Below are 18989 nucleotides of genomic sequence, written 5' to 3'. Positions count from 1 at the left end.
GGTGTGGGGGCAGTGGGGCTAGCCCTACCCCGGGCCGGACGGCAGCCGCATTCCCGCGCGCCGCTCCTCAGGGCACGCTTGGGGCATGCGATCGGTGGCGTTGAAAGACCGCGTGCCGCTCGGGCCGAAGGGACCGCTGGGCGTCCTGGTCGATCCGATGACATGGCGTGCGGCACCGTACTTGCTGGTCAGCGTCGCGTTCGGGTTCGGCTGGTTCGTCGTTTTGGCGTTCGCGGTGCCGACCTCGCTCGCGCTCACGGTCGTCTGGGTCGGTGTGCCCCTGGCGATGGCGACCATGTTCATGTGGCGCGGCGGCGCGATGCTGGAGCGCAGGATGCTGGGGGCGGCGTTCGGGGTCAGGATCCCCGACCCGTACCGGAGCCGGCCCGAGCGAGGGCTGGGCGCGCACATCCACTGGCTGGTGACGGATCCGGCCACCTGGAAGGACCTGGGCTACCTGCTGATGCTGCTGCCGCTCGGGCTCGTGGAGGCGGTGGCGTCGGCCGGGCTGTGGATCGCCACGGGCGGGTTGATGTTCGCCCCCTTCATCCTGGCCATGGACGAGGTGGTGGGGGGAGGCGAGTACGTCTTCGAGGACTGGACGGCCGCCTGGGTGGCCTCCGTCTTCGGCGTCGTGCTGCTCGTGCTGACCGCGTACCTCGTGCGGGGGATGGCCTGGCTGCACGGGACGCTCGCCGTGGTGCTGCTCGGCGGCAGCGAGGAGGAGCGGCTGCGGGCCAGCCGCGCCCGGGGCATCGACGCGGCCGAGACGGAGCGGCGCAGGATCGAGCGAGACCTGCACGACGGCGCGCAGCAGCGGCTGCTGTCCGTCGCGGTGGACCTGGGGCGGGCTCAGGCCAAGTTCGACGCCGAGCCCGAGGAGGCCAGGTCGCTCATCAAGCAGGCGCACGCGGGCACCAAGGCCGCCATCGCCGAGCTGCGCAACCTGGCCAGAGGCATCCATCCAGCGATCCTGAGCGACCGCGGGCTGGACGCGGCGCTGTCGGGGCTGGCCGCGCGGGCGCCCATCCGCGTGGACGTGTCGGTCGAGCTGGAGGAGCGGCCGCCGGCCGCGGTGGAGAGCATCGCGTACTTCATCGTCGCGGAGTCGCTGGCCAACATGGCCAAGCACGCGTGCGCGACGGAGGCGTCGGTGTCGGTGTTCAGGGACCGTCGCGGCGTGATCGTCGACGTGTGGGACAACGGGGTCGGCGGCGCCGTCGTCATCCCCGGCGGTGGGCTGTCGGGCCTGGCCGACCGGGCGGCCACCATCGACGGCGTGCTCGTTGTGCACAGCCCCATAGGCGGCCCCACCATCGTGCGCGCGGAGCTGTCCTGCGAATGGTAGTCATGTGGCCATGCGCGTCGTCATCGCCGAGGACTCCGTACTCCTGCGGGAAGGGCTGGCCCGGCTGCTCGCCGACGGCGGCATCGAGACCGTGGCGGCCGTCTCCGACGGGTCCGCGCTGGAGGCGGCGGTGCGGGAGCACGACCCCGACCTGGCGATCGTCGACGTACGCATGCCGCCCACGCACACCGACGAGGGGCTGCGGGCGGCGCTGCGGGTCCGCGAGGCCCGGCCGGACTTCCCGATCCTGGTCCTGTCGCAGTACGTCGAGGAGCGCTACGCGGGCGACCTCATCGGCAAGGCCGTCGGCTACCTGCTGAAGGAGCGGGTGGCCGACGTGGCCGAGTTCCTGGAGGCGGTGCGGCAGGTGGCGGCGGGCGGCACGGTCATCGACCCCGAGGTGGTCGTGCAGCTGCTCAGCCGCCAGCGCCGCGGCGCCCCGCTCGACACGCTCTCCCCCCGCGAGCGCGAGGTCCTCGCCCTCATGGCCGAGGGCCGCTCGAACACCGCCATCGCCGCCCGCCTCGTCGTCACCGAAGGTGCGGTCGAGAAGCACATTTCCGGCATCTTCGCCAAGCTGGCCCTCGGACCGGCGCCCGAGGACCATCGGCGTGTGCTGGCCGTGCTGACCTACCTGGGCCGCTAGCTACCTGACGTCCACGAACTCCTGCGGCGACAGCGAGCTCCGCGTCGTCGTCGTGCCGGGCACCTTGACCCGGAAGTAGCCGTCCTTCTTGGCCTTGTACGTCTTGGCGTACTTGCCGGTCGAGGAGGCCTTGGCGAAGCCCAGGAGCTTGTACGTCTTGGTCCCCTTGGCCTTGAAGTACACCTCCACCGTCTTGCCCTTGTACGCCTTGGTGCCGCGGTAGACCTTGCCGTACACCTTGAACGTCTTGCCCTTGGTCACCTTGTTCGGCGCGGCGATCGTGACCCGGCTCTTGGCCTTCTTGGACGCGCCGCCCTCCGGCGCCACGACCGTGAACGCCGCCACGCCCTTGAGCGTCTCGCCGCCCTTGTGCGCGTACACCTCGAGGGTCCAGTCGCCGGGGGTGCTGTCGTCGGCGAAGTACGTGCTCCCGCGGTAGCGGCCGTCGGATTCCTTGGCCAGGTCGCCCAGGTCGTAGAACTCGCCGCCGGCGTCGCTGACGAGCTTGGCCGACACCGTGGTCGCGTCCTTCGCCGAGACCTCGACCGAGACCTGGACGTCCTTGCCCTTGACGAGCTGGACGGGGTTCGGGCTGACCTTCGCGCCGGTGATCCCCTGCTTGCCGGAGACCTTGACCGCGAACGGGGTGGTGTTGGTGCCGGTGTCGCGGGCGACGACGACGCTCAGCTTCCACTCACCGGCCGGGTCGTCCTTGGTGATCGGCCACTTGCCGGTGATCTTCTGCGTCGCGGCGGTGTCGCCTGTCTTGAAGTCGAACGTCACCGTCTTCGCCGCCTTGCCCGGCGGTTCGATGGAGCCGGTGACGCTGCTGACCTTGGACGGCTCCTTGAGAGTGAGCGTCACAACGCCGTCGACGTCGTTCTGGAGCGGGATGGACGCGCTGGCGGAGGCGTCACCCGTGAAGTCGTCGGCCATCGCGGCGGCGGCGCTCACACCGGTGCCCGCGAGGAGAACGGCGGCCCCCATGGCGATCGCGAGCAGCGACCGCACCCTTCTCTTCATGCCTGGTGATCCTTACCAAAGTGAGGGATGGTGCCAGGGAGCCTAATGTGACATTCGTTCCTTCGCTGTGAAGATCGCGGGAATGCCGGATGGCCTGGGATGGTTACACGATCTGGCACACTGGTAGCTGACCATTTTGCGGTTCCGGTTCACGCCACGCGTGAAGGCGACCCGGCGGCCGCGCCCCGAAAGGACAGCGATGAAGCGCGACATCCACCCTGACTACAACGTGACGCAGGTGTCCTGCTCCTGCGGCAACACGTTCACCACCCGCAGCACCGCCAAGAACGGCGTGATCCACGCCGACGTGTGCTCTGCCTGCCACCCGTTCTACACCGGCAAGCAGAAGATCCTCGACACCGGCGGCCGGGTGGCACGCTTCGAGAAGCGCTTCGGCAAGAAGGCCACGGGCAAGTAGCTTCACCCACGCCGGCCCGGACGCACGCAGGTGCGCCGGGTCGGCGTTGTTGGTGAAGAACCCACGACTGAAGGACCCACGGTGAACCTCGACGAGTTGCTCAAGGAGTATTCCGAGCTGGAGGTGCAGCTCGCCGACCCCGCCGTGCACGCCGACCAGAGCAAGGCCCGCACTCTGGGCAGGCGCTACTCCCAGCTCACGCCGATCGTCGGCACCTACCGCGAGCTGGAGTCCGTCCGCGAGGACATGACCGCCGCCAAGGAGCTGGGCGCCGAGGACGAGGCGTTCGCGACCGAGGCCGCCGAGCTCGAAGCGCGCATCCCCCAGCTGGAGGAGCGGCTCAAACACCTGCTCATCCCGCGTGATCCCAACGATGACAAGGACATCATCATGGAGATCAAGGCGGGCGAGGGCGGCGAGGAGTCCGCGCTGTTCGCCGGCGACCTGCTGCGGATGTACCTGCGGTACGCCGAGCGGCTCGGCTGGAAGACCGAGGTCATCGACTCCCAGCCGTCCGACCTGGGCGGATACAAGGACGTCACGGTCGGCATCAAGGCCAAGGGCGACGAGGGCGTGTGGTCCAGGCTCAAGTTCGAAGGCGGCGTGCACCGCGTGCAGCGGGTGCCCGTCACCGAGTCGCAGGGTCGCATCCACACCAGCGCCGCGGGCGTGCTCGTCTACCCGGAGGCGGAGGACGTCGACGTCCAGATCGACGCCAACGACCTGCGCATCGACGTCTACCGCTCCAGCGGCCCCGGCGGTCAGAGCGTCAACACCACCGACTCCGCGGTCCGCATCACCCACCTGCCCACCGGCGTGGTCGTCTCCTGCCAGAACGAGAAGAGCCAGCTGCAGAACAAGGAGTCGGCGCTGCGCATCCTGCGTGCCCGGCTGCTGGCCATCGCGCAGGAGGAGGCCGAGGCCGCCGCGCAGGCGGAGCGCAGGTCCCAGGTGCGCACGGTCGACAGGTCCGAGCGCATCCGCACGTACAACTTCCCGGAAAACCGCATTTCCGACCACCGCGTCGGCTTCAAGGCGTACAACCTAGACCAGGTTCTCGACGGCGAGCTCACCGCCGTCACCCAGGCCCTCATCGACGCCGAGATGGCGGAGAAGCTCGCACAACACTCATGACATTTCTGCTGGACGAGATCGCCCTCGCCACCGCGCGGCTGGCGGAGGCCGGCGTGCCCTCACCGCGCACCGACGCGGAGGAGATCGCGGCATTCGTCCACGGCGTGCGCAGGAGCGAGCTCCACACGGTCAAGGACGGCGACTTCGACGCGCTGTTCTGGGAGGGCGTCGCCCGGCGCGAGGCCAGGGAGCCGCTGCAGCACATCACCGGGCACGCGTACTTCCGCTACCTGGAGCTGGCGGTCGGGCCCGGCGTGTTCGTGCCGCGGCCGGAGACCGAGGTGATGGCCGGCTGGGCGATCGAGACGCTGCGCGAGATGGACGTGACCGCCCCGCTCGTGGTCGACCTCGGCACCGGGTCCGGCGCGATCGCGCTCTCGATCGCGCAGGAGGTGGCATTGGCCGAGGTCCACGCCGTGGAGGTCGACCCCGCGGCGTACACGTGGGCCAAGCGCAACATCTCCGAGCACGGTCAGGGCCGTACGCACCTGCACCCTGAAGACCTCGCCGAGGCGTTGCCCGAGCTCAACGGCAAGGTGGACCTGGTCATCTCCAACCCGCCCTACATCCCGCCCGGCGGGATCCCGCGTGACCCGGAGGTCCGCGACTACGACCCCTCGCGGGCGCTCTACGGCTCCGGCGACGACGGACTCGGGGAGGTGCGCGCGGTGGAGCGCACGGCCCGCCGCCTGCTGCGTCCTGGCGGCTGGGTGGCCGTCGAGCACGCCGACGAGCAGGGCAGGGCCGTCTACCTGACGTTCCCCGAGGACAACGGCTGGCGCGACGTGCGGCTGCGCCAGGACCTCACGAGAAGAGATCGCTTCGTCACGGCCAGGCTGGGCCAGGAATAGGATTTTCGCGAGCGCCGCGGCCTTCTCCTGACGACGAGAGGGAACGAAGCGACCGAAGGTGGAGGAAGGAGGAGGCCTCGATAGCGCCGCTCGCTGCCGAGCGGAGCGAGGCCAAAGGATCGTGGGAAAACGCTTTGACTGCTCAGATCCCGAACAGCGGGCCGATGGCCTGCAGGAGGCCGCTGCGGCGGTGCGCAGGGGCGAGCTCGTGGTGCTGCCGACCGACACCGTCTATGGCATCGGCGCCGATGCCTTCACTCCGGCGGCGGTCACCGCGCTGCTGGACGCGAAGGGGCGCGGCCGCGACATGCCGCCGCCCGTTCTGGTCGGCACCGTCAGAGCCGCCACAGCGCTCATAGACGACATGGGAGCGTACGGGCAGGACTTGATAGACGCCTTCTGGCCCGGGCCGCTCACGCTCGTCTGCAAGGCCAACAGGGCCCTTTCCTGGGACTTGGGGGACACCAAGGGCACGGTGGCCGTACGCATGCCGCTCGACTCGGTGGCGCTCGAGCTGCTGAAGGAGACCGGGCCCATGGCGGTCTCCAGCGCCAACCGCTCCGGCGCCCCGGCCGCCACCACGGCGGCGGAGGCCGAGGAGCAACTGGGCGACGCGGTCGCGGTCTACCTCGACGGTGGCAAGACCACGGACAACACGCCGTCCACCATCCTCGACCTGACCACGGCCGTGCCCAGGATGTTGCGTCGCGGCGCGATCCCGGTGGAGAAGCTGCGCGGCATCATCGGCTACGTCGCCACCGACGACTGATCGGTTGACCTGGCCGGCCGACGTATACCGTCTGCTTATCCCGGCTGCGACGGGGCTCCGGCCGAGATTACGGTGAGGCCCGGAGCGGCGATACGTCCGGGAGTGGGTCATGGGCAAGTTCGACGGCATGGATCCCAAGCTGGTCCGTGATCTGCTGACCGAGGTGAAACACGCGGCCACGCAGATGCGCGCGGTCGAGGATCGGGTCAGGCTCGTGATGGGCCGGGCCGGGCTGTCCACGCAGACCACCCACCGTCCCGCCCAGGTCGCGGACGCGGCCGACGAGATGGTCAGGGACGTCAACGTACGGCTCGAGGTCCTGGAGAAGCGGGTCGACCCACCCCGCTCCGGGGCTGCGGCCGGGGACGAACCCAAGGAAGTGCGTGGGGAGGACGGCAAGTACGACAACCCACGCGCCGGCGAAAAGCCCGACGAGGTGACCCCAAAGGACGACGACGTCAGGACGGGCTCCGACGGGAAGACCGGCGCTGATGGTGGGACGGGTTCGGACGGCAAGACCGGCGCTGATGGTGGGACGGGTTCGGACGGCAAGACCGGCGCTGATGGTGGGACGGGTTCGGACGGCAAGACCGGCGCTGATGGTGGGACGGGCTCGGACGGCAAGACCGGCTCCGACGGCAAGACGTGCGACGGCGCCGACGACCCCGGCAAGGACACCGGCACGGGCAAGGACACCGGGGCGGATGCGGACTCAGGTACCGGCGGGAGCACCGGTGATCAACCTGCGGACCAGCCCAAGGATGACGATCTCGACAGCCGGCGCGAACGCGGGGCCGAGGCGGACAGCGGCGGCACAGGCACGGGCGGGACGGACACCGGCGGTGGGACGGACACGTCGGCCAAGGACCATCCTGACGACACCGATGTCACCAAGCCGCAGGTCGTGGTCGTCGACGGGGTCAAGGTCCTGCAGATACCCCTCGACCCGCCCACGGCCGAGCAACTGGAGGACCTGCTCGAGAACACCGACAAGGTCCAGCCGGCGGAGATGCCGAAGATGCCCGCCGACACCACCGCCGCCTCGAACGTCAACACCTGGGCCAACGACGGCAGCGACGTTGTCTCGGCCGAAGCCAACCCGCCCAACCTGGACGCGCTGAAGACGGTGATCGAGAACCACCGCGACATCCCGCCCCAGGAGATGCCAGGGGTGGAGGTCCCGGCGGGCGAGTACGGCAAGGGCCAGTGGGTCGAACGCGACATCCGCCCGGACGGCGACCCGGGCTCCATCGCCCCGGGCAGCCCGACCACGGGCGGCGACCAGGTGACCCCCCCGCCGACGTCATCGGCCTCGGACGGCACCGGCCCGGCGGCCACATCCGGCGGTGGCGGTTACAGCGGGCCAGGCACGGACGGCTATGGCTCGGTGGGCGTCACGCCGATCGATGATCCTTCTTCGGCCACGCGAGCCGACGACGGCTGCGACTCCGGCACAAATCCGACGCCGGGCGGCACGGACCCGACGCCGGGCGGTACAAATCCGACGCCGGGGGGCACGGACCCGACCCCTGGCGGCACAAATCCGACGCCGGGCGGCACGGACCCGACCCCCGGCGGTACGGACCCGACCCCTGGCGGTACAAATCCGACGCCGGGCGGCACGGACCCGACCCCGGGTGGTACGGACCCGACTCCGGACGGCAAGGAGACCACGCCGGACGGCAAGGGCACCACGCCCGATGGGACGGAGACCACGCCCCGGGACACGGACACGCGGCCGCCGGAGGCGGATGGCACTCCGGGGGGCACCGGATCAACGCCCGGTGGCACGGGCGCGGCACCGGGCGGCACCCCGCCGGACGGCGACACCGGCGTCCGGATCCCGCCCACGCCACCCGCAGGCGAAGCGGGCACGGGCACGGGAGCAGCCGCCGAGGCACCCGGCACGGGGACGGCCGACAACGCCGGCCTCACGGCACCGGACACGCGAGCGGGCGCTTACGGCACCACGCCGAGTGATGACTACGGCGCCACGCCGAGTGGCACTTACGGTGGGGCGCCGAGTGATGCCGACGGCGTCACGTCGACGGGCGCGTACGACGGGGCGGCCGGCGACGGTGAGGGCCGGACGGGGCGCGAGGCGTGGGCGAGCGACGGCAGCGACGTCGTCTCCGTAGACGTCCCGCCACCAGACCTGGAAGCCCTGAGGACGGTGGTCGAGAACCACCGCGACATCCAGCCGCAGGAGATGCCCTCCGTGCAGGTCCCGCCCGGCGAGTACGGCCAGGGCGAGTGGGCCCCCGAGGACATCCGCCCGGACGGCCCACCGGGTGCGGTCGATCCCGGCACGCCGGAAAGGAGCGCCTGATGTACGTCGACCCACCGGCTCCCAAAGCCTTCAACCCCTATGACCCCAAAGACCGACCACCGTCCGCCACCGCCGGAGCCCTGGACGACACGACCGCCACCTGGCGGTTCAATCCCGACTACGACCGCCTGGTCGAAGCGTGGAACACCGTCATGCCCCAGTTGGAGCAGCTCAGAACGGCCCTCGACAAGGCCTACAACCGGGCGAGGAGCCCCCAGACGTGGGACGCCCCGGTCGGTGAGCGCTACGTCCAGGAGATCCGCGAATGGCGCACCAAGCTGGCCGTCTACCGTCACGCGGTGCTGACGGCCATCAGTGACCGGGCGGCGGACACGCCCCGCTGGCTGCCGACCACGGCCAGCATCCCCCGCGCCAACTAACGGCCCGCCTTGTGGGCGAAACGGACATTAGGGCGTACATTGGGGAAATGGGCACGCCACCCTATTACGGTCCGGACTTCGGGCTGCTGCAGCAGCAGGATCCCGAGCTCGCGCAGGTGCTGCTCGACGAACTCGACCGCGTGCGCGGCGAGATCCAACTGATCGCGAGCGAGAACTTCACGTCGCCCGCCGTTCTGGCCGCCCTGGGTTCCACGCTCACCAACAAGTACGCCGAAGGCTACCCCGGCCGCCGGTACTACGGCGGTTGTGAGGTCGTCGACCGCGCCGAACGGCTGGCGATCGATCGTGCCAAGAAGTTGTTCAAGGCCGAGCACGCCAACGTCCAGCCGCACTCGGGCGCCTCCGCGAACCTGGCCGCCTACGCGGCGCTCCTGCAGCCCGGCGACACGATGCTGGCCATGGCGCTGCCGCACGGCGGCCATCTCACTCATGGCTCAAAGGTGAACTTCTCGGGAAAATGGTTCGACGTCGTGTCATACGGAGTGCGTCGTGACACCGAGCTCATCGACTACGACGAGGTCAGGGACCTGGCGTTGCGGCACCAGCCGAAGCTCATCGTGTGCGGCGCGACCTCGTACCCGAGACTGATCGACTTCTCCGTCTTCCGCGGCATCGCCGACGAGGTGGGGGCGTGGCTGCTCGCCGACGTGGCCCACCCGATCGGGCTGATGGCGGGCGGGGCGATCCCCTCGGCGGTGCCGTACGCGGACGTCGTGACGTTCACCACCCACAAGGCGCTGCGCGGGCCGCGCGGCGGGGCGATTCTGTGCACGGAGGAGCTGGCCAAGAAGATCGACCGGGCGGTGTTCCCGTTCGTGCAGGGCGGGCCGCTGATGCACGCGGTGGCGGCCAAAGCGGTCGCGTTCGGGGAGGCGATGCGGCCGGAGTTCGCCGACTACGCCAACAGGGTGATCGTGAACGCCCGCGCCCTCGCCGAAGCACTGTCCGGGGAGGGGATGCGGGCGGTCTCCGGCGGCACGGACACGCACCTGGCGCTGATCGACCTGCGCGATGTGGGGGTATCGGGCGCCGAGGCGGAGCGGCGGTGCGCGGCGGCCGGGATCACGCTGAACCGCAACGTGATCCCGTACGATCCGGAGCCGGCGTCCATCACGTCGGGTATCCGCGTGGGCACGCCGTGTGTCACCACTCAGGGGATGGGGCCCCAGGAGCTCAAAGAGGTGGGGACGTTGGTGACCAGAGCCGTACGTCATCCAGGCGGTGCGGCCGAGGTCAGGGAAAGAGTTGCGGCGCTTCTGGCCATCCATCGGCCATATCTCAGCGAATATTAAGCTGGTCTGTGTCGTTTTCCGGTCACAGTCGGCCGGAGCATCCGGGAAACTAGGTCCGTGCGCGAATACCTGTTCATGGCGCTCATCTCGGCAGCGGTGACCTATCTGCTGGTCCCGCTGGTGCGCCGCTTCGCCATCCGCATCGGCGCCATGCCCGAGGTTCGCGCGCGTGACGTGCACACCACGCCGACGCCCAGGCTGGGCGGCCTGGCGATGTACGGCGGCCTGGTCGTGGGCCTGCTGGTGGCCAGCCAGCTCACGCACACGGGCAAGGCGCTGATGGAGACCGACGCCGACGCGGTGACGGCGCTCATCGTGGCCGGCGGGCTGATCACGATCACCGGGTTCCTGGACGACTGGTGGGGCATGGACGCCTTCATCAAGCTGGCCGGGCAGATCGCGGCGGCGGGCGTGCTGGTCTTCTTCGACCTGCGGCTGCTCTACATCCCGCTGCCGCAGGACTGGGGCGGCTCCACCAGCCTCGACGAAACGCTCAGCACCGTGATCACCATCATGGTCGTGGTCGTGACCATCAACGCGGTCAACTTCGTCGACGGGCTCGACGGCCTGGCGGCCGGAATCGTCTGCATCGCGGGCATGGCCACCTGGGCCTACTCGATCTTCCTGGCCGAGAACATCAGCGGCGGCCGCATCACCACCACCGCGGCCATCGCGGCCATCCTCATCGGCACCTGCCTGGGGTTCCTGCCGCACAACTTCCATCCGGCGAAGATCTTCATGGGCGACACCGGAGCGATGCTCATCGGGCTGGTGCTCGCCTCGTCCATCGTCACCGTGACGCCGGTCGACCCCGGGATCATCGAGGGCATGAACAAGGTCCCGGTGCTGCTGCCGCTGCTCCTGCCGGCCGCCGTGCTGGTCCTGCCGCTGGTCGACCTGATCACCGCCGTGGTGCGGCGCACCTCGCGAGGCCTGTCGCCGTTCGCGCCCGACCGCGGCCACCTGCACCACCGGCTCATGGACATCGGTCACTCGCACCGCAGATCGGTGCTGATCATGTACGCGTGGGCGTTCCTGTTCGCCTTCGGCATCGTGGGCATGTCCACGATCGGTGTGCCGGTGCTGCTGTTCCCCGTGGTCATCGTGCTCGCCCTGGCCGTCCTCGTGCTGATGGCCCTGCCGCGCTGGCGGGGCAGGGGCGGGGCGCACTCCGCGTCGCGCGGCAAGCAGCCTGACGACGACGGCCCGCCCACCGGGCCCATGCCGCCGATTCCGCCGGAGCCCGAGGTCAGGCGGCGGATGCCGCCGGCGGACGGCCCCTCGCACGAACGTGCGACAGCAGAGGGCAATCCGGTCATTCCCGCCTTTCCTAGCCATTCTTGATCACGAACTAGAAACGGCAGGTAAAAGCGGTCTTCCGTGAGCTTGTGATATCTTTCACGAGCAGGGAACCTCCAGAAGCAACGCTCTGGGGGTAGCAAACGCTCGCTTGATAACACGCTGATGGAGCACCGATGCAGGCCAACGACGTGCGCGTACTCAAGAGCGCCGCGATTCCGACCCTGGCGGTCGGGGTGGTCGCCGTGGTCGTCTCGCTCCTGATGGCAGGCGGCAAGGGGGCTCTGGGCGCCGCGCTCGGCACCTTGCTGGTCGGGGTTTTCTTCAGCATCAGTGTAGTAGCGGTGTCGTATGCCGCACGGGTGTCTCCCCAGATGATGGCGATCGCGGCGATGCTGAGCTACCTCGTCAAGGTCGTCGTCATCATGATCGTGCTGTCCGCGTTCCGCGACACCACGGTCTGGAACACGCAGGCGTTCGCCTGGTCGGTCGTGATCTGCACGCTCGTGTGGACCGGCTTCGAAGTGCGCGCCTTCATGAAGACCAAGATGCTTTACGTCGACCCTGAGGCCCGAGTCCCCGGAAAGGGCGACTCATGAGGCTGGTGCACGGACAGGGTCCGATATGACTAGTCCTCTACTCGCCTGCTATCGTCGGGGCCGCGATGAGCGCACAGGAACGCCGACCGGAAGAAGACGGTCGCGACTTCGCCGACGCCATGTGGTCAGTCCCCAGCTATCTGCTCGCCGGGATGGCCATCTACGGCGGTATCGGCTGGTTGCTGGACCGCTGGTTGGACATGTCCGCGTTCTTCCCCATAGGCGTCGTCCTGGGGGTCGTGCTCGGTGGCTACCTGGTCTACCGGAAGTTCGGTCGCTAGCGCGACGCAGCGATCGCTTCGCTGAGGAAACCCTTGTGAACTACTACGACGTTGAAGGGAACGCCGCGTGAGTGCGCTGACGGCCCTCGCTCCACCAGCCGACCAGTTCGGGGCGCCTACGCCTGAGGAACTGTTCAATCTGCCGCCCATCATTCCCGGGGTCGAATGGTTCACCAAGCCGGTCCTGCTCGCGCTGCTCAGCGCGGTGTTCGTGATCGGCCTGTGCTGGGCGGCGTTCGCCAACCCCAAGGTCGTTCCGAGGGGTGTGCAGAACGTCGTCGAGTACGGCTACATGTTCGTCCGCGACCAGGTCGCCCGCCCCTTCTTGGGCAAGGACGCCGACCGGTGGATGGGCCTGCTGCTGACGCTCTTCTTCTTGGTCCTCGTCTGGAACCTCATGGGCGTCATCCCGGTGTTGCAGTTCCCCGTGGCCTCGCACATCGCCTTCCCGGCCGTGCTCGCGCTCTCGATCTACGTGCTCAAGGTCTACCTCGGCATGAAGCATCAGGGCCCGTGGGGCTACTTCAAGAACATGATGTTCCCGCCCGGGCTGCCGAAGCCGATCTACGTGCTGCTGTCGCCGATCGAGTTCCTGTCGAACCTGATCATCGCGCCGTTCACGCACGCGGTCCGACTGTTCGCCAACATGTTCGCCGGCCACATGCTGCTGGCCTTCTTCAGCATGGTCGGCTTCTGGTTCCTCTTCGAAAAGCTCTCGCCGCTGGGCGCTCCCATCGGTGTCCTCGGCGTGGTGATGACCATCATCCTCACGGGCTTCGAGATGTTCATCCAGTTCCTGCAGGCGTTCCTGTTCGCGATGCTGGCCGCGATGTACATCGGCGGCTCGCTGCACGCAGAGCACTGAGATCCACATACCGGAATATCCATGACCGGTGACACCCGAGTCGCCGGCCGTCCAGTAAAGGAATAACAGCAATGAGCGTTCTCGCTGAGGTCTCCGGCAACGTCACCGCCATCGGTTACGGTCTCGCCGCCATCGGCCCCGGCATCGGCGTCGGCATCATCTTCGGTCAGGGCGTGCAGGCCATCGCGCGCCAGCCGGAGGCGTACGGCCTGATCCGCCAGAACATGCTCCTCGGCTTCGTTCTTACCGAGGCCCTTGCCCTGATCGGTCTGGTCGCGCCGTTCATCTTCCAGGGCATCTGATAGACCGCCCTTCTGACGAAAGGCTGCACTCATGAGGCACATGGCAGCTACGCTTCTCGCCGCGCCGGAGGAGCACGCCAATCCGCTCTTCCCGCACGACTACGAGCTCGTCGTCGGCATCTTCGCGTTCGCCGCCGTCTTCTTCGTCGTGGGCAGGATCCTCGTCCCGCGTATTCAGAAGACGCTGGCCGAGCGGACCGACGCGATCGAGGGCGGCATCAAGAGGGCGGAAGAGGCCCAGGCCCAGGCGCAGGACCTGCAGCGGCAGTTCCAGGCCAAGCTCGAAGAGGGCCGTCGTGAGGCGGCCCGGCTGCGCGAGGAGGCTCGCGAGCAGGCCGCGCAGATCAAGGCCGAACTCCGCGAGGAGGCGCAGGCCGAGGCCCGCCGTCTCGTCGAGGCCGCCCACGCACAGATCGAGGCCGACCGCCAGGCTGCGTTCGCGCAGCTCCGCACGGAGATCGGCCGCCTGTCGACCGAGCTGGCCGGCCGCATCGTCGGTGAGTCCCTGGAGGACGAGGCCCGGCAGACCCGCATCGTGGACCGGTTCCTCGACGAGCTTGAGACCAGCAACGCGCAGGCGGTGCGCTGATGCGCGGTCTGAGCAGGACGTCGCTGGCCGAGGTCGAGGAGCGGTTCAACGCGGTCGCCGGCAGCGCCGACCTCGGGGCCCTCTCCGACGAGTTGTTCGCGGTCACGGATCTGCTCGACCGCGAGCACGGCCTGCGTCGTGCCCTGTCCGACCCGTCCAGGGCCGGCGAGCAGAAGGCACGGACCGTGCGCGCGCTGCTCGAAGGCAAGGTGGGCCGGGCCGCGTTGGACACCGTCGAGGCCGCGGTCTCGGCCAGGTGGTCGCGCGCCGGTGACCTGGCCGACGTGCTCGAACGGCTCGGCGTCGTCGCCGCGTCCGCGGAGGCCGAGAGTCAGTCCAGGCTCGACGACGTGGAGGACGAGCTCTTCCGCTTCGGCCGCATCGTCGCCGCAAACCCCGATCTGCGCCGCGCGCTCACGGATCAGGCCGCGCCCGAGGCGGGCAAGCGGCAGCTGCTGAGCGACCTGCTCGGCGACAAGGTCGGGCCGACCAGCCTGCGCCTGATCGCGCAGCTCGTCGTGCACCCGCGGGGGCGTAGCCTGGAGACAGGTCTGGAAGAGGCCGGTCACATCGTGGCCCAGCAGCGCCAGCGCCTCGTGGCGGTGGTGCGCAGCGCCGTCGAGCTGACCGAGGAGCAGAAGCGCCGCCTGGCGGCGTGGCTGCGCACCGCGTATGGCCGCGACGTGCACCTGAATGTCGAGGTGGACAAGCGAGTGCTCGGTGGGTTCTCGGTCCGCATCGGCGACGAGATCATCGACACCACCATTGTCGGACGAATTGAAGAAGTCCGCCGCCGGTTGGCCGGCTAGGGCGAATAGGGAGACAGAGTAGAGATGGCGGAGCTTACGATCCGGCCGGACGAGATCCGGGACGCGCTTGAGCGCTTCGTCCAGGCGTACGAACCGGAAGGCGCCGCGCGCGAGGAGATCGGGACCGTCGTCGACGCCGGCGACGGCATTGCCCATGTCTCCGGCCTTCCCTCGGCGATGGCGAACGAGCTGCTCGAGTTCGAGAATGGCACGCGCGGCCTGGCACTCAACCTCGACACCCGCGAGATCGGTGTCGTGATCCTGGGCGAGTTCAGCGGCATCGAGGAGGGCCAGACGGTCCGCAGGACGGGCGAGGTCCTGTCCGTGCCCGTCGGCGACAACTTCCTCGGCCGCGTGGTCGACCCCCTCGGCAACCCGCTCGACGGCAAGGGCGCCATCGAGTCCGAGGGCACGCGTGCCCTCGAGCTCCAGGCCCCCTCGGTCGTCCAGCGGCAGCCGGTGAAGCAGCCGCTGCAGACCGGCATCAAGGCGATCGACGCCATGACGCCGATCGGCCGCGGCCAGCGCCAGCTGATCATCGGTGACCGTGGCACGGGCAAGACCGCGATCGCCGTGGACACCATCCTCAACCAGCGCGAGGCCTGGGCCTCCGGCGACCCCGAGGCGCAGGTCCGCTGCGTCTACGTCGCCATCGGCCAGAAGGGCTCCACGATCGCGCAGGTCAAGGCCCGCCTCGAGGAGGCAGGCGCGCTGGAGTACACCACCATCGTCGCCGCCCCCGCCTCCGACCCGGCCGGCTACAAGTACCTCGCCCCGTACACCGGTTCGGCCATCGGTCAGCACTGGATGTACCAGGGCAAGCACGTTCTGATCATCTTCGACGACCTGACCAAGCAGGCCGACGCCTACCGCGCCGTGTCCCTGCTGCTGCGTCGCCCGCCGGGTCGCGAGGCCTTCCCTGGCGACGTCTTCTACCTCCACTCCAGGCTGCTGGAGCGCTGCGCCAAGCTGTCGAACGACATGGGCGGCGGTTCGATGACAGGCCTGCCGGTCATCGAGACCAAGGGCAACGACGTGTCGGCGTTCATCCCGACCAACGTCATCTCCATCACCGACGGTCAGTGCTTCCTCGAGACCGACCTGTTCAACGCCGGTGTGCGCCCGGCCATCAACGTCGGTATCTCGGTCTCCCGAGTCGGCGGCTCGGCGCAGGTCAAGGCCATGCGCAAGGTCGCGGGCACGCTGAAGCTGTCGCTGTCGCAGTACCGCGACCTGGAGGCGTTCGCCGCGTTCGCCTCCGACCTCGACGCGGCCTCCCGCGCCCAGCTCGACCGCGGCCAGCGCCTGGTCGAGCTGCTCAAGCAGCCGCAGTACTCACCGTTCGCGGTTGAGAAGCAGGTCGTGTCGGTGTGGTCCGGCACCACCGGCGAGCTCGACGAGGTGCCGGTCGAGGACGTCCGCAGGTTCGAGACGGAGTTCCTCGACTACCTGCAGTCCTCGCACAAGGGCATCCTCGACGGCATCCGGGAGACCAAGGAGCTGCCCGACGACGCGGTGACCGCTCTGAAGGACGCCATCACGGAGTTCAAGAAGGGCTTCACCACCTCCTCGGGCGAGCTGCTGGTCAAGGACGAGCCGGTGGCGCCGCTCGAGGCCGGCGAGGTCGGTCAGGAAAAGATCAAGAAGGTCGTCCGTCGGGCGGAGAAGTAGGACATGGGTGCCCAGCTAAGGCTGCTGCGGCGGCGGATCAACTCGGTCAAGTCGACCGCGAAGATCACGCGCGCCCAGGAGCTCATCGCCTCTTCACGGATCGTGAGGGCGCAGCAGCGGATGCAGGCGGCGCTGCCGTACGAGCGTGAGATCACTCGCGCCGTCACCGGCGTCGTCAGCAACGCGGCCAGCGTCGACCATCCGCTGACCGTGGCGAAGGAGAACCCCGCCCAGGCGGGCGTCCTCATCGTCACCAGCGACAGCGGGTTCTGCGGCGGCTTCAACGCCAACGTGCTGCGCGAGGCCGAGGCTCTGCGGGGGCTGCTGGAGAGCCGAGGGCTGACCGTGCTGCCGTTCGTCACGGGGCGCAAGGGTGTCACCTGGCACACCTTCCGCCAGCGGGAGATGGGCGGCAGCTGGGTCGGGTTCTCGCGCAAGCCGGCCTACGCCGACGCCAAGGAGATCGCCACCACGCTGATCGACTCGTTCAAGGAAGAGAACGGGATCGACGAGATCCACATCGTCTCGACCGAGTTCGTCTCGATGCTCACGCAGAACGTCGTGGTCAAGCGCGTTCTGCCGCTGGAGGTCGAGGAGACCGAGGCGACGGAGGCCACCGCGATCCCGCCGTACTTCGAGTTCGAGCCGACCGCGGGCGACGTCCTCGAGTCGCTGCTGCCGCGCTACGTGGAGTCGCGCATCTTCACGGCGCTGCTCCAGTCGGCGGCCTCGGAGGAGGCCGCGCGTCGGCGCGCGATGAAGTCCGCGACCGACAACGCCAACGAGCTGATGCGGGTGCTCACCCAGCAGATGAACCAGGCTCGCCAGGCCGAGATCACCCAGGAAATCAGCGAGATCGTCGGTGGCGCCAACGCGCTCGCTGACGCCGCAGCGGGGAAAGAGTGAAATGACTGCAGAGGCTGTTGAAACTGTAGAAGCCGCGGCGGCCGGCACCGGCCGCGTGGCACGTGTCACCGGCGCCGTCGTCGACGCGGAGTTCCCCGTCGACGCGATGCCCGAGATCTATAACGCGCTCAAGGTCGAGGTGACCCTCGGCGGCGAGACCAAGACCCTGACGCTCGAGGTCGCCCAGCACCTGGGTGACAACCTCGTCCGGGCCATCTCCATGCAGCCCACCGACGGCCTGGTCCGCGGCCAGGCCGTGACCGACACGGGCGGCCCCATCTCGGTGCCGGTCGGCGACGTCGTCAAGGGCCACGTGTGGAACGCGCTGGGCGAGACGCTCGACGTGCCGACCTCGTCGCTCAAGATCGAGGAGCGGTGGGGCATCCACCGGCCGTCCCCGGCGTTCGACCAGCTCGAGTCGCGCACCGAGCTGCTGGTCACCGGCATCAAGGTCATCGACCTGCTCACCCCGTACGTGCAGGGCGGGAAGATCGGCCTGTTCGGCGGCGCCGGCGTCGGCAAGACCGTCCTCATCCAGGAGATGATCCGCCGGGTCGCCCGCAACTTCGGTGGCACCTCGTGCTTCGCCGGCGTGGGCGAGCGCACCCGTGAGGGCAACGACCTCTGGCTGGAGATGGAGGAGGCGAACGTCCTCAAGGACACCGCCCTCGTCTTCGGTCAGATGGACGAGCCGCCGGGCACCCGTCTGCGGGTCGCGCTGTCGGCGCTGACGATGGCGGAGTACTTCCGCGACGTGCAGAAGCAGGACGTGCTGCTCTTCATCGACAACATCTTCCGCTTCACGCAGGCCGGTTCCGAGGTCTCCACGCTGCTCGGCCGTATGCCGTCCGCCGTGGGTTACCAGCCCACGCTGGCCGACGAGATGGGTGTGCTCCAGGAGCGCATCACCTCGACGCGCGGTCACTCGATCACCTCCATGCAGGCGATCTACGTGCCCGCGGACGACATCACCGACCCGGCCCCGCACAACGCGTTCGCGCACCTCGACGCGCAGACCGTTCTGTCGCGGCCGATCTCGGAGAAGGGCATCTACCCGGCGGTGGACCCGCTCGACTCCTCCTCCCGGATCCTCGACCCGCAGATCGTGGGCGAGGAGCACTACCGGGTGGCCCAGGAGACCAAGCGGATCCTGCAGAAGTACCGCGAGCTCCAGGACATCATCGCGATCCTCGGTATCGACGAGCTCTCCGAGGAGGACAAGGTCACCGTCCAGCGGGCCCGCCGCATCGAGCGCTTCCTGTCGCACCCGATGTACGCGGCCGAGGCCTTCACCGGCCAGCCGGGCGAGACCGTGCCGCTGGACGAGACCATCGCCTCCTTCAAGGGCCTCTGCGCGGGTGAGTACGACCACCTGCCCGAGCAGGCGTTCTTCATGGTGGGCGGCATCGACCAGGCCATCGCCAAGGCCAAGGAACTCGAGCGTCGCTAATCGCCCC

20 protein-coding genes are annotated in these 18989 nt (G+C 69.0%); 19 read left to right on the top strand and 1 reads right to left on the bottom strand.

What is annotated here, in order from left to right:
• Positions 1–85 precede the first annotated feature (85 nt).
• Entirely contained in the window at positions 86–1348 is a 1263-nt protein-coding gene (locus ETD86_RS14095) for a sensor histidine kinase (RefSeq protein ID WP_138666598.1), read from the top strand.
• Between the two features lie 10 nt (positions 1349–1358).
• Positions 1359–1994 (top strand): response regulator, encoded by a 636-nt coding sequence (locus tag ETD86_RS14090; protein WP_138666597.1) that lies wholly within the window; start codon positions 1359–1361, stop codon positions 1992–1994.
• On the opposite strand, the gene ETD86_RS14085 is transcribed toward ETD86_RS14090, so the two are convergent.
• Positions 1995–3017 (bottom strand): hypothetical protein, encoded by a 1023-nt coding sequence (locus ETD86_RS14085; RefSeq protein ID WP_138666596.1) that lies wholly within the window; start codon positions 3015–3017, stop codon positions 1995–1997.
• 199 nt (positions 3018–3216) lie between these two features.
• Between ETD86_RS14085 and rpmE the strand changes: the two genes are divergently transcribed.
• The 17 genes from rpmE to atpD all read left to right on the top strand — a co-directional run bounded on the left by rpmE (position 3217) and on the right by atpD (position 18982).
• A complete protein-coding gene (rpmE, locus tag ETD86_RS14080; protein WP_106248153.1) occupies positions 3217–3435 on the top strand; it encodes a 50S ribosomal protein L31 in 219 nt (72 codons plus the stop codon).
• Positions 3436–3516: 81 nt separating this feature from the next.
• Positions 3517–4569 carry a peptide chain release factor 1 gene (gene prfA, locus ETD86_RS14075; protein ID WP_138666595.1) on the top strand — a complete coding sequence of 351 codons (1053 nt, stop codon included), beginning with the start codon at positions 3517–3519 and terminating at the stop codon, positions 4567–4569.
• Positions 4566–5420, top strand: coding sequence for a peptide chain release factor N(5)-glutamine methyltransferase (prmC, locus tag ETD86_RS14070; RefSeq protein ID WP_138666594.1), 855 nt, complete (start codon positions 4566–4568; stop codon positions 5418–5420). The genes prfA and prmC overlap by 4 nt, the downstream gene beginning before the upstream one ends.
• A 121-nt stretch (positions 5421–5541) precedes the next feature.
• Positions 5542–6189, top strand: a complete 648-nt coding sequence (locus tag ETD86_RS14065; protein WP_138666593.1) for an L-threonylcarbamoyladenylate synthase — start codon at positions 5542–5544, stop codon at positions 6187–6189.
• A gap of 109 nt (positions 6190–6298) precedes the next feature.
• Entirely contained in the window at positions 6299–8518 is a 2220-nt protein-coding gene (locus tag ETD86_RS14060) for a hypothetical protein (RefSeq protein ID WP_138666592.1), read from the top strand.
• Positions 8518–8898 carry a hypothetical protein gene (locus tag ETD86_RS14055; protein WP_138666591.1) on the top strand — a complete coding sequence of 127 codons (381 nt, stop codon included), beginning with the start codon at positions 8518–8520 and terminating at the stop codon, positions 8896–8898. The genes ETD86_RS14060 and ETD86_RS14055 overlap by 1 nt, the downstream gene beginning before the upstream one ends.
• Positions 8899–8945: 47 nt before the next feature.
• A complete protein-coding gene (locus tag ETD86_RS14050) occupies positions 8946–10211 on the top strand; it encodes a serine hydroxymethyltransferase (RefSeq protein ID WP_138666590.1) in 1266 nt (421 codons plus the stop codon).
• Positions 10212–10268: 57 nt separating this feature from the next.
• Complete coding sequence (locus tag ETD86_RS14045) at positions 10269–11555, top strand: glycosyltransferase family 4 protein (protein WP_138666589.1); 1287 nt, start codon at positions 10269–10271, stop codon at positions 11553–11555.
• 131 nt (positions 11556–11686) lie between these two features.
• Complete coding sequence (locus ETD86_RS14040) at positions 11687–12109, top strand: Cg1360 family ATP-synthase-associated protein (RefSeq protein WP_138666588.1); 423 nt, start codon at positions 11687–11689, stop codon at positions 12107–12109.
• A 65-nt stretch (positions 12110–12174) separates the two neighbouring features.
• On the top strand, positions 12175–12390 hold the full coding sequence (locus ETD86_RS14035) for an AtpZ/AtpI family protein (protein ID WP_246147897.1): 216 nt from the start codon (positions 12175–12177) through the stop codon (positions 12388–12390).
• Between the two features lie 67 nt (positions 12391–12457).
• A complete protein-coding gene (gene atpB / locus ETD86_RS14030) occupies positions 12458–13255 on the top strand; it encodes a F0F1 ATP synthase subunit A (RefSeq protein ID WP_138666587.1) in 798 nt (265 codons plus the stop codon).
• Positions 13256–13326: 71 nt separating this feature from the next.
• Positions 13327–13557 carry an ATP synthase F0 subunit C gene (gene atpE, locus ETD86_RS14025; protein WP_138666586.1) on the top strand — a complete coding sequence of 77 codons (231 nt, stop codon included), beginning with the start codon at positions 13327–13329 and terminating at the stop codon, positions 13555–13557.
• Between the two features lie 40 nt (positions 13558–13597).
• Positions 13598–14146, top strand: a complete 549-nt coding sequence (locus ETD86_RS14020; RefSeq protein WP_138666585.1) for a F0F1 ATP synthase subunit B — start codon at positions 13598–13600, stop codon at positions 14144–14146.
• Positions 14146–14955, top strand: a complete 810-nt coding sequence (locus ETD86_RS14015) for a F0F1 ATP synthase subunit delta (protein ID WP_138666584.1) — start codon at positions 14146–14148, stop codon at positions 14953–14955. Before ETD86_RS14020 ends, ETD86_RS14015 begins: the two co-directional genes overlap by 1 nt.
• A 24-nt stretch (positions 14956–14979) precedes the next feature.
• Positions 14980–16626, top strand: a complete 1647-nt coding sequence (gene atpA, locus ETD86_RS14010) for a F0F1 ATP synthase subunit alpha (RefSeq protein WP_138666583.1) — start codon at positions 14980–14982, stop codon at positions 16624–16626.
• Between the two features lie 3 nt (positions 16627–16629).
• On the top strand, positions 16630–17532 hold the full coding sequence (locus ETD86_RS14005; RefSeq protein ID WP_138666582.1) for a F0F1 ATP synthase subunit gamma: 903 nt from the start codon (positions 16630–16632) through the stop codon (positions 17530–17532).
• 1 nt (position 17533) lies between these two features.
• On the top strand, positions 17534–18982 hold the full coding sequence (gene atpD / locus ETD86_RS14000) for a F0F1 ATP synthase subunit beta (RefSeq protein WP_138666581.1): 1449 nt from the start codon (positions 17534–17536) through the stop codon (positions 18980–18982).
• The last annotated feature ends 7 nt before the right edge of the window (positions 18983–18989 follow it).

Origin of the sequence: Nonomuraea turkmeniaca (assembly GCF_005889735.1) — a bacterium.
GTDB classification, from domain to species: domain Bacteria; phylum Actinomycetota; class Actinomycetes; order Streptosporangiales; family Streptosporangiaceae; genus Nonomuraea; species Nonomuraea turkmeniaca.
Note: the sequence above shows the minus strand (reverse complement) of the source record. Positions and strands in the feature narration are given on the sequence as shown.

Excerpts from the sequence above, each read along its gene's own strand:
- ETD86_RS14060 (WP_138666592.1), top strand. The coding sequence starts at position 6,299 with ATGGGCAAGTTCGACGGCATGGATCCCAAGCTGGTCCGTGATCTGCTG.
- ETD86_RS14020 (WP_138666585.1), top strand. The coding sequence starts at position 13,598 with ATGGCAGCTACGCTTCTCGCCGCGCCGGAGGAGCACGCCAATCCGCTC.
- ETD86_RS14035 (WP_246147897.1), top strand. The coding sequence starts at position 12,175 with ATGAGCGCACAGGAACGCCGACCGGAAGAAGACGGTCGCGACTTCGCC.
- ETD86_RS14085 (WP_138666596.1), bottom strand. The coding sequence starts at position 3,017 with ATGAAGAGAAGGGTGCGGTCGCTGCTCGCGATCGCCATGGGGGCCGCC.
- rpmE (WP_106248153.1), top strand. The coding sequence starts at position 3,217 with ATGAAGCGCGACATCCACCCTGACTACAACGTGACGCAGGTGTCCTGC.
- ETD86_RS14055 (WP_138666591.1), top strand. The coding sequence starts at position 8,518 with ATGTACGTCGACCCACCGGCTCCCAAAGCCTTCAACCCCTATGACCCC.
- ETD86_RS14015 (WP_138666584.1), top strand. The coding sequence starts at position 14,146 with ATGCGCGGTCTGAGCAGGACGTCGCTGGCCGAGGTCGAGGAGCGGTTC.
- ETD86_RS14005 (WP_138666582.1), top strand. The coding sequence starts at position 16,630 with ATGGGTGCCCAGCTAAGGCTGCTGCGGCGGCGGATCAACTCGGTCAAG.
- atpE (WP_138666586.1), top strand. The coding sequence starts at position 13,327 with ATGAGCGTTCTCGCTGAGGTCTCCGGCAACGTCACCGCCATCGGTTAC.
- prmC (WP_138666594.1), top strand. The coding sequence starts at position 4,566 with ATGACATTTCTGCTGGACGAGATCGCCCTCGCCACCGCGCGGCTGGCG.
- atpA (WP_138666583.1), top strand. The coding sequence starts at position 14,980 with ATGGCGGAGCTTACGATCCGGCCGGACGAGATCCGGGACGCGCTTGAG.
- ETD86_RS14040 (WP_138666588.1), top strand. The coding sequence starts at position 11,687 with ATGCAGGCCAACGACGTGCGCGTACTCAAGAGCGCCGCGATTCCGACC.
- ETD86_RS14095 (WP_138666598.1), top strand. The coding sequence starts at position 86 with ATGCGATCGGTGGCGTTGAAAGACCGCGTGCCGCTCGGGCCGAAGGGA.
- ETD86_RS14090 (WP_138666597.1), top strand. The coding sequence starts at position 1,359 with ATGCGCGTCGTCATCGCCGAGGACTCCGTACTCCTGCGGGAAGGGCTG.
- ETD86_RS14050 (WP_138666590.1), top strand. The coding sequence starts at position 8,946 with ATGGGCACGCCACCCTATTACGGTCCGGACTTCGGGCTGCTGCAGCAG.
- atpD (WP_138666581.1), top strand. The coding sequence starts at position 17,534 with ATGACTGCAGAGGCTGTTGAAACTGTAGAAGCCGCGGCGGCCGGCACC.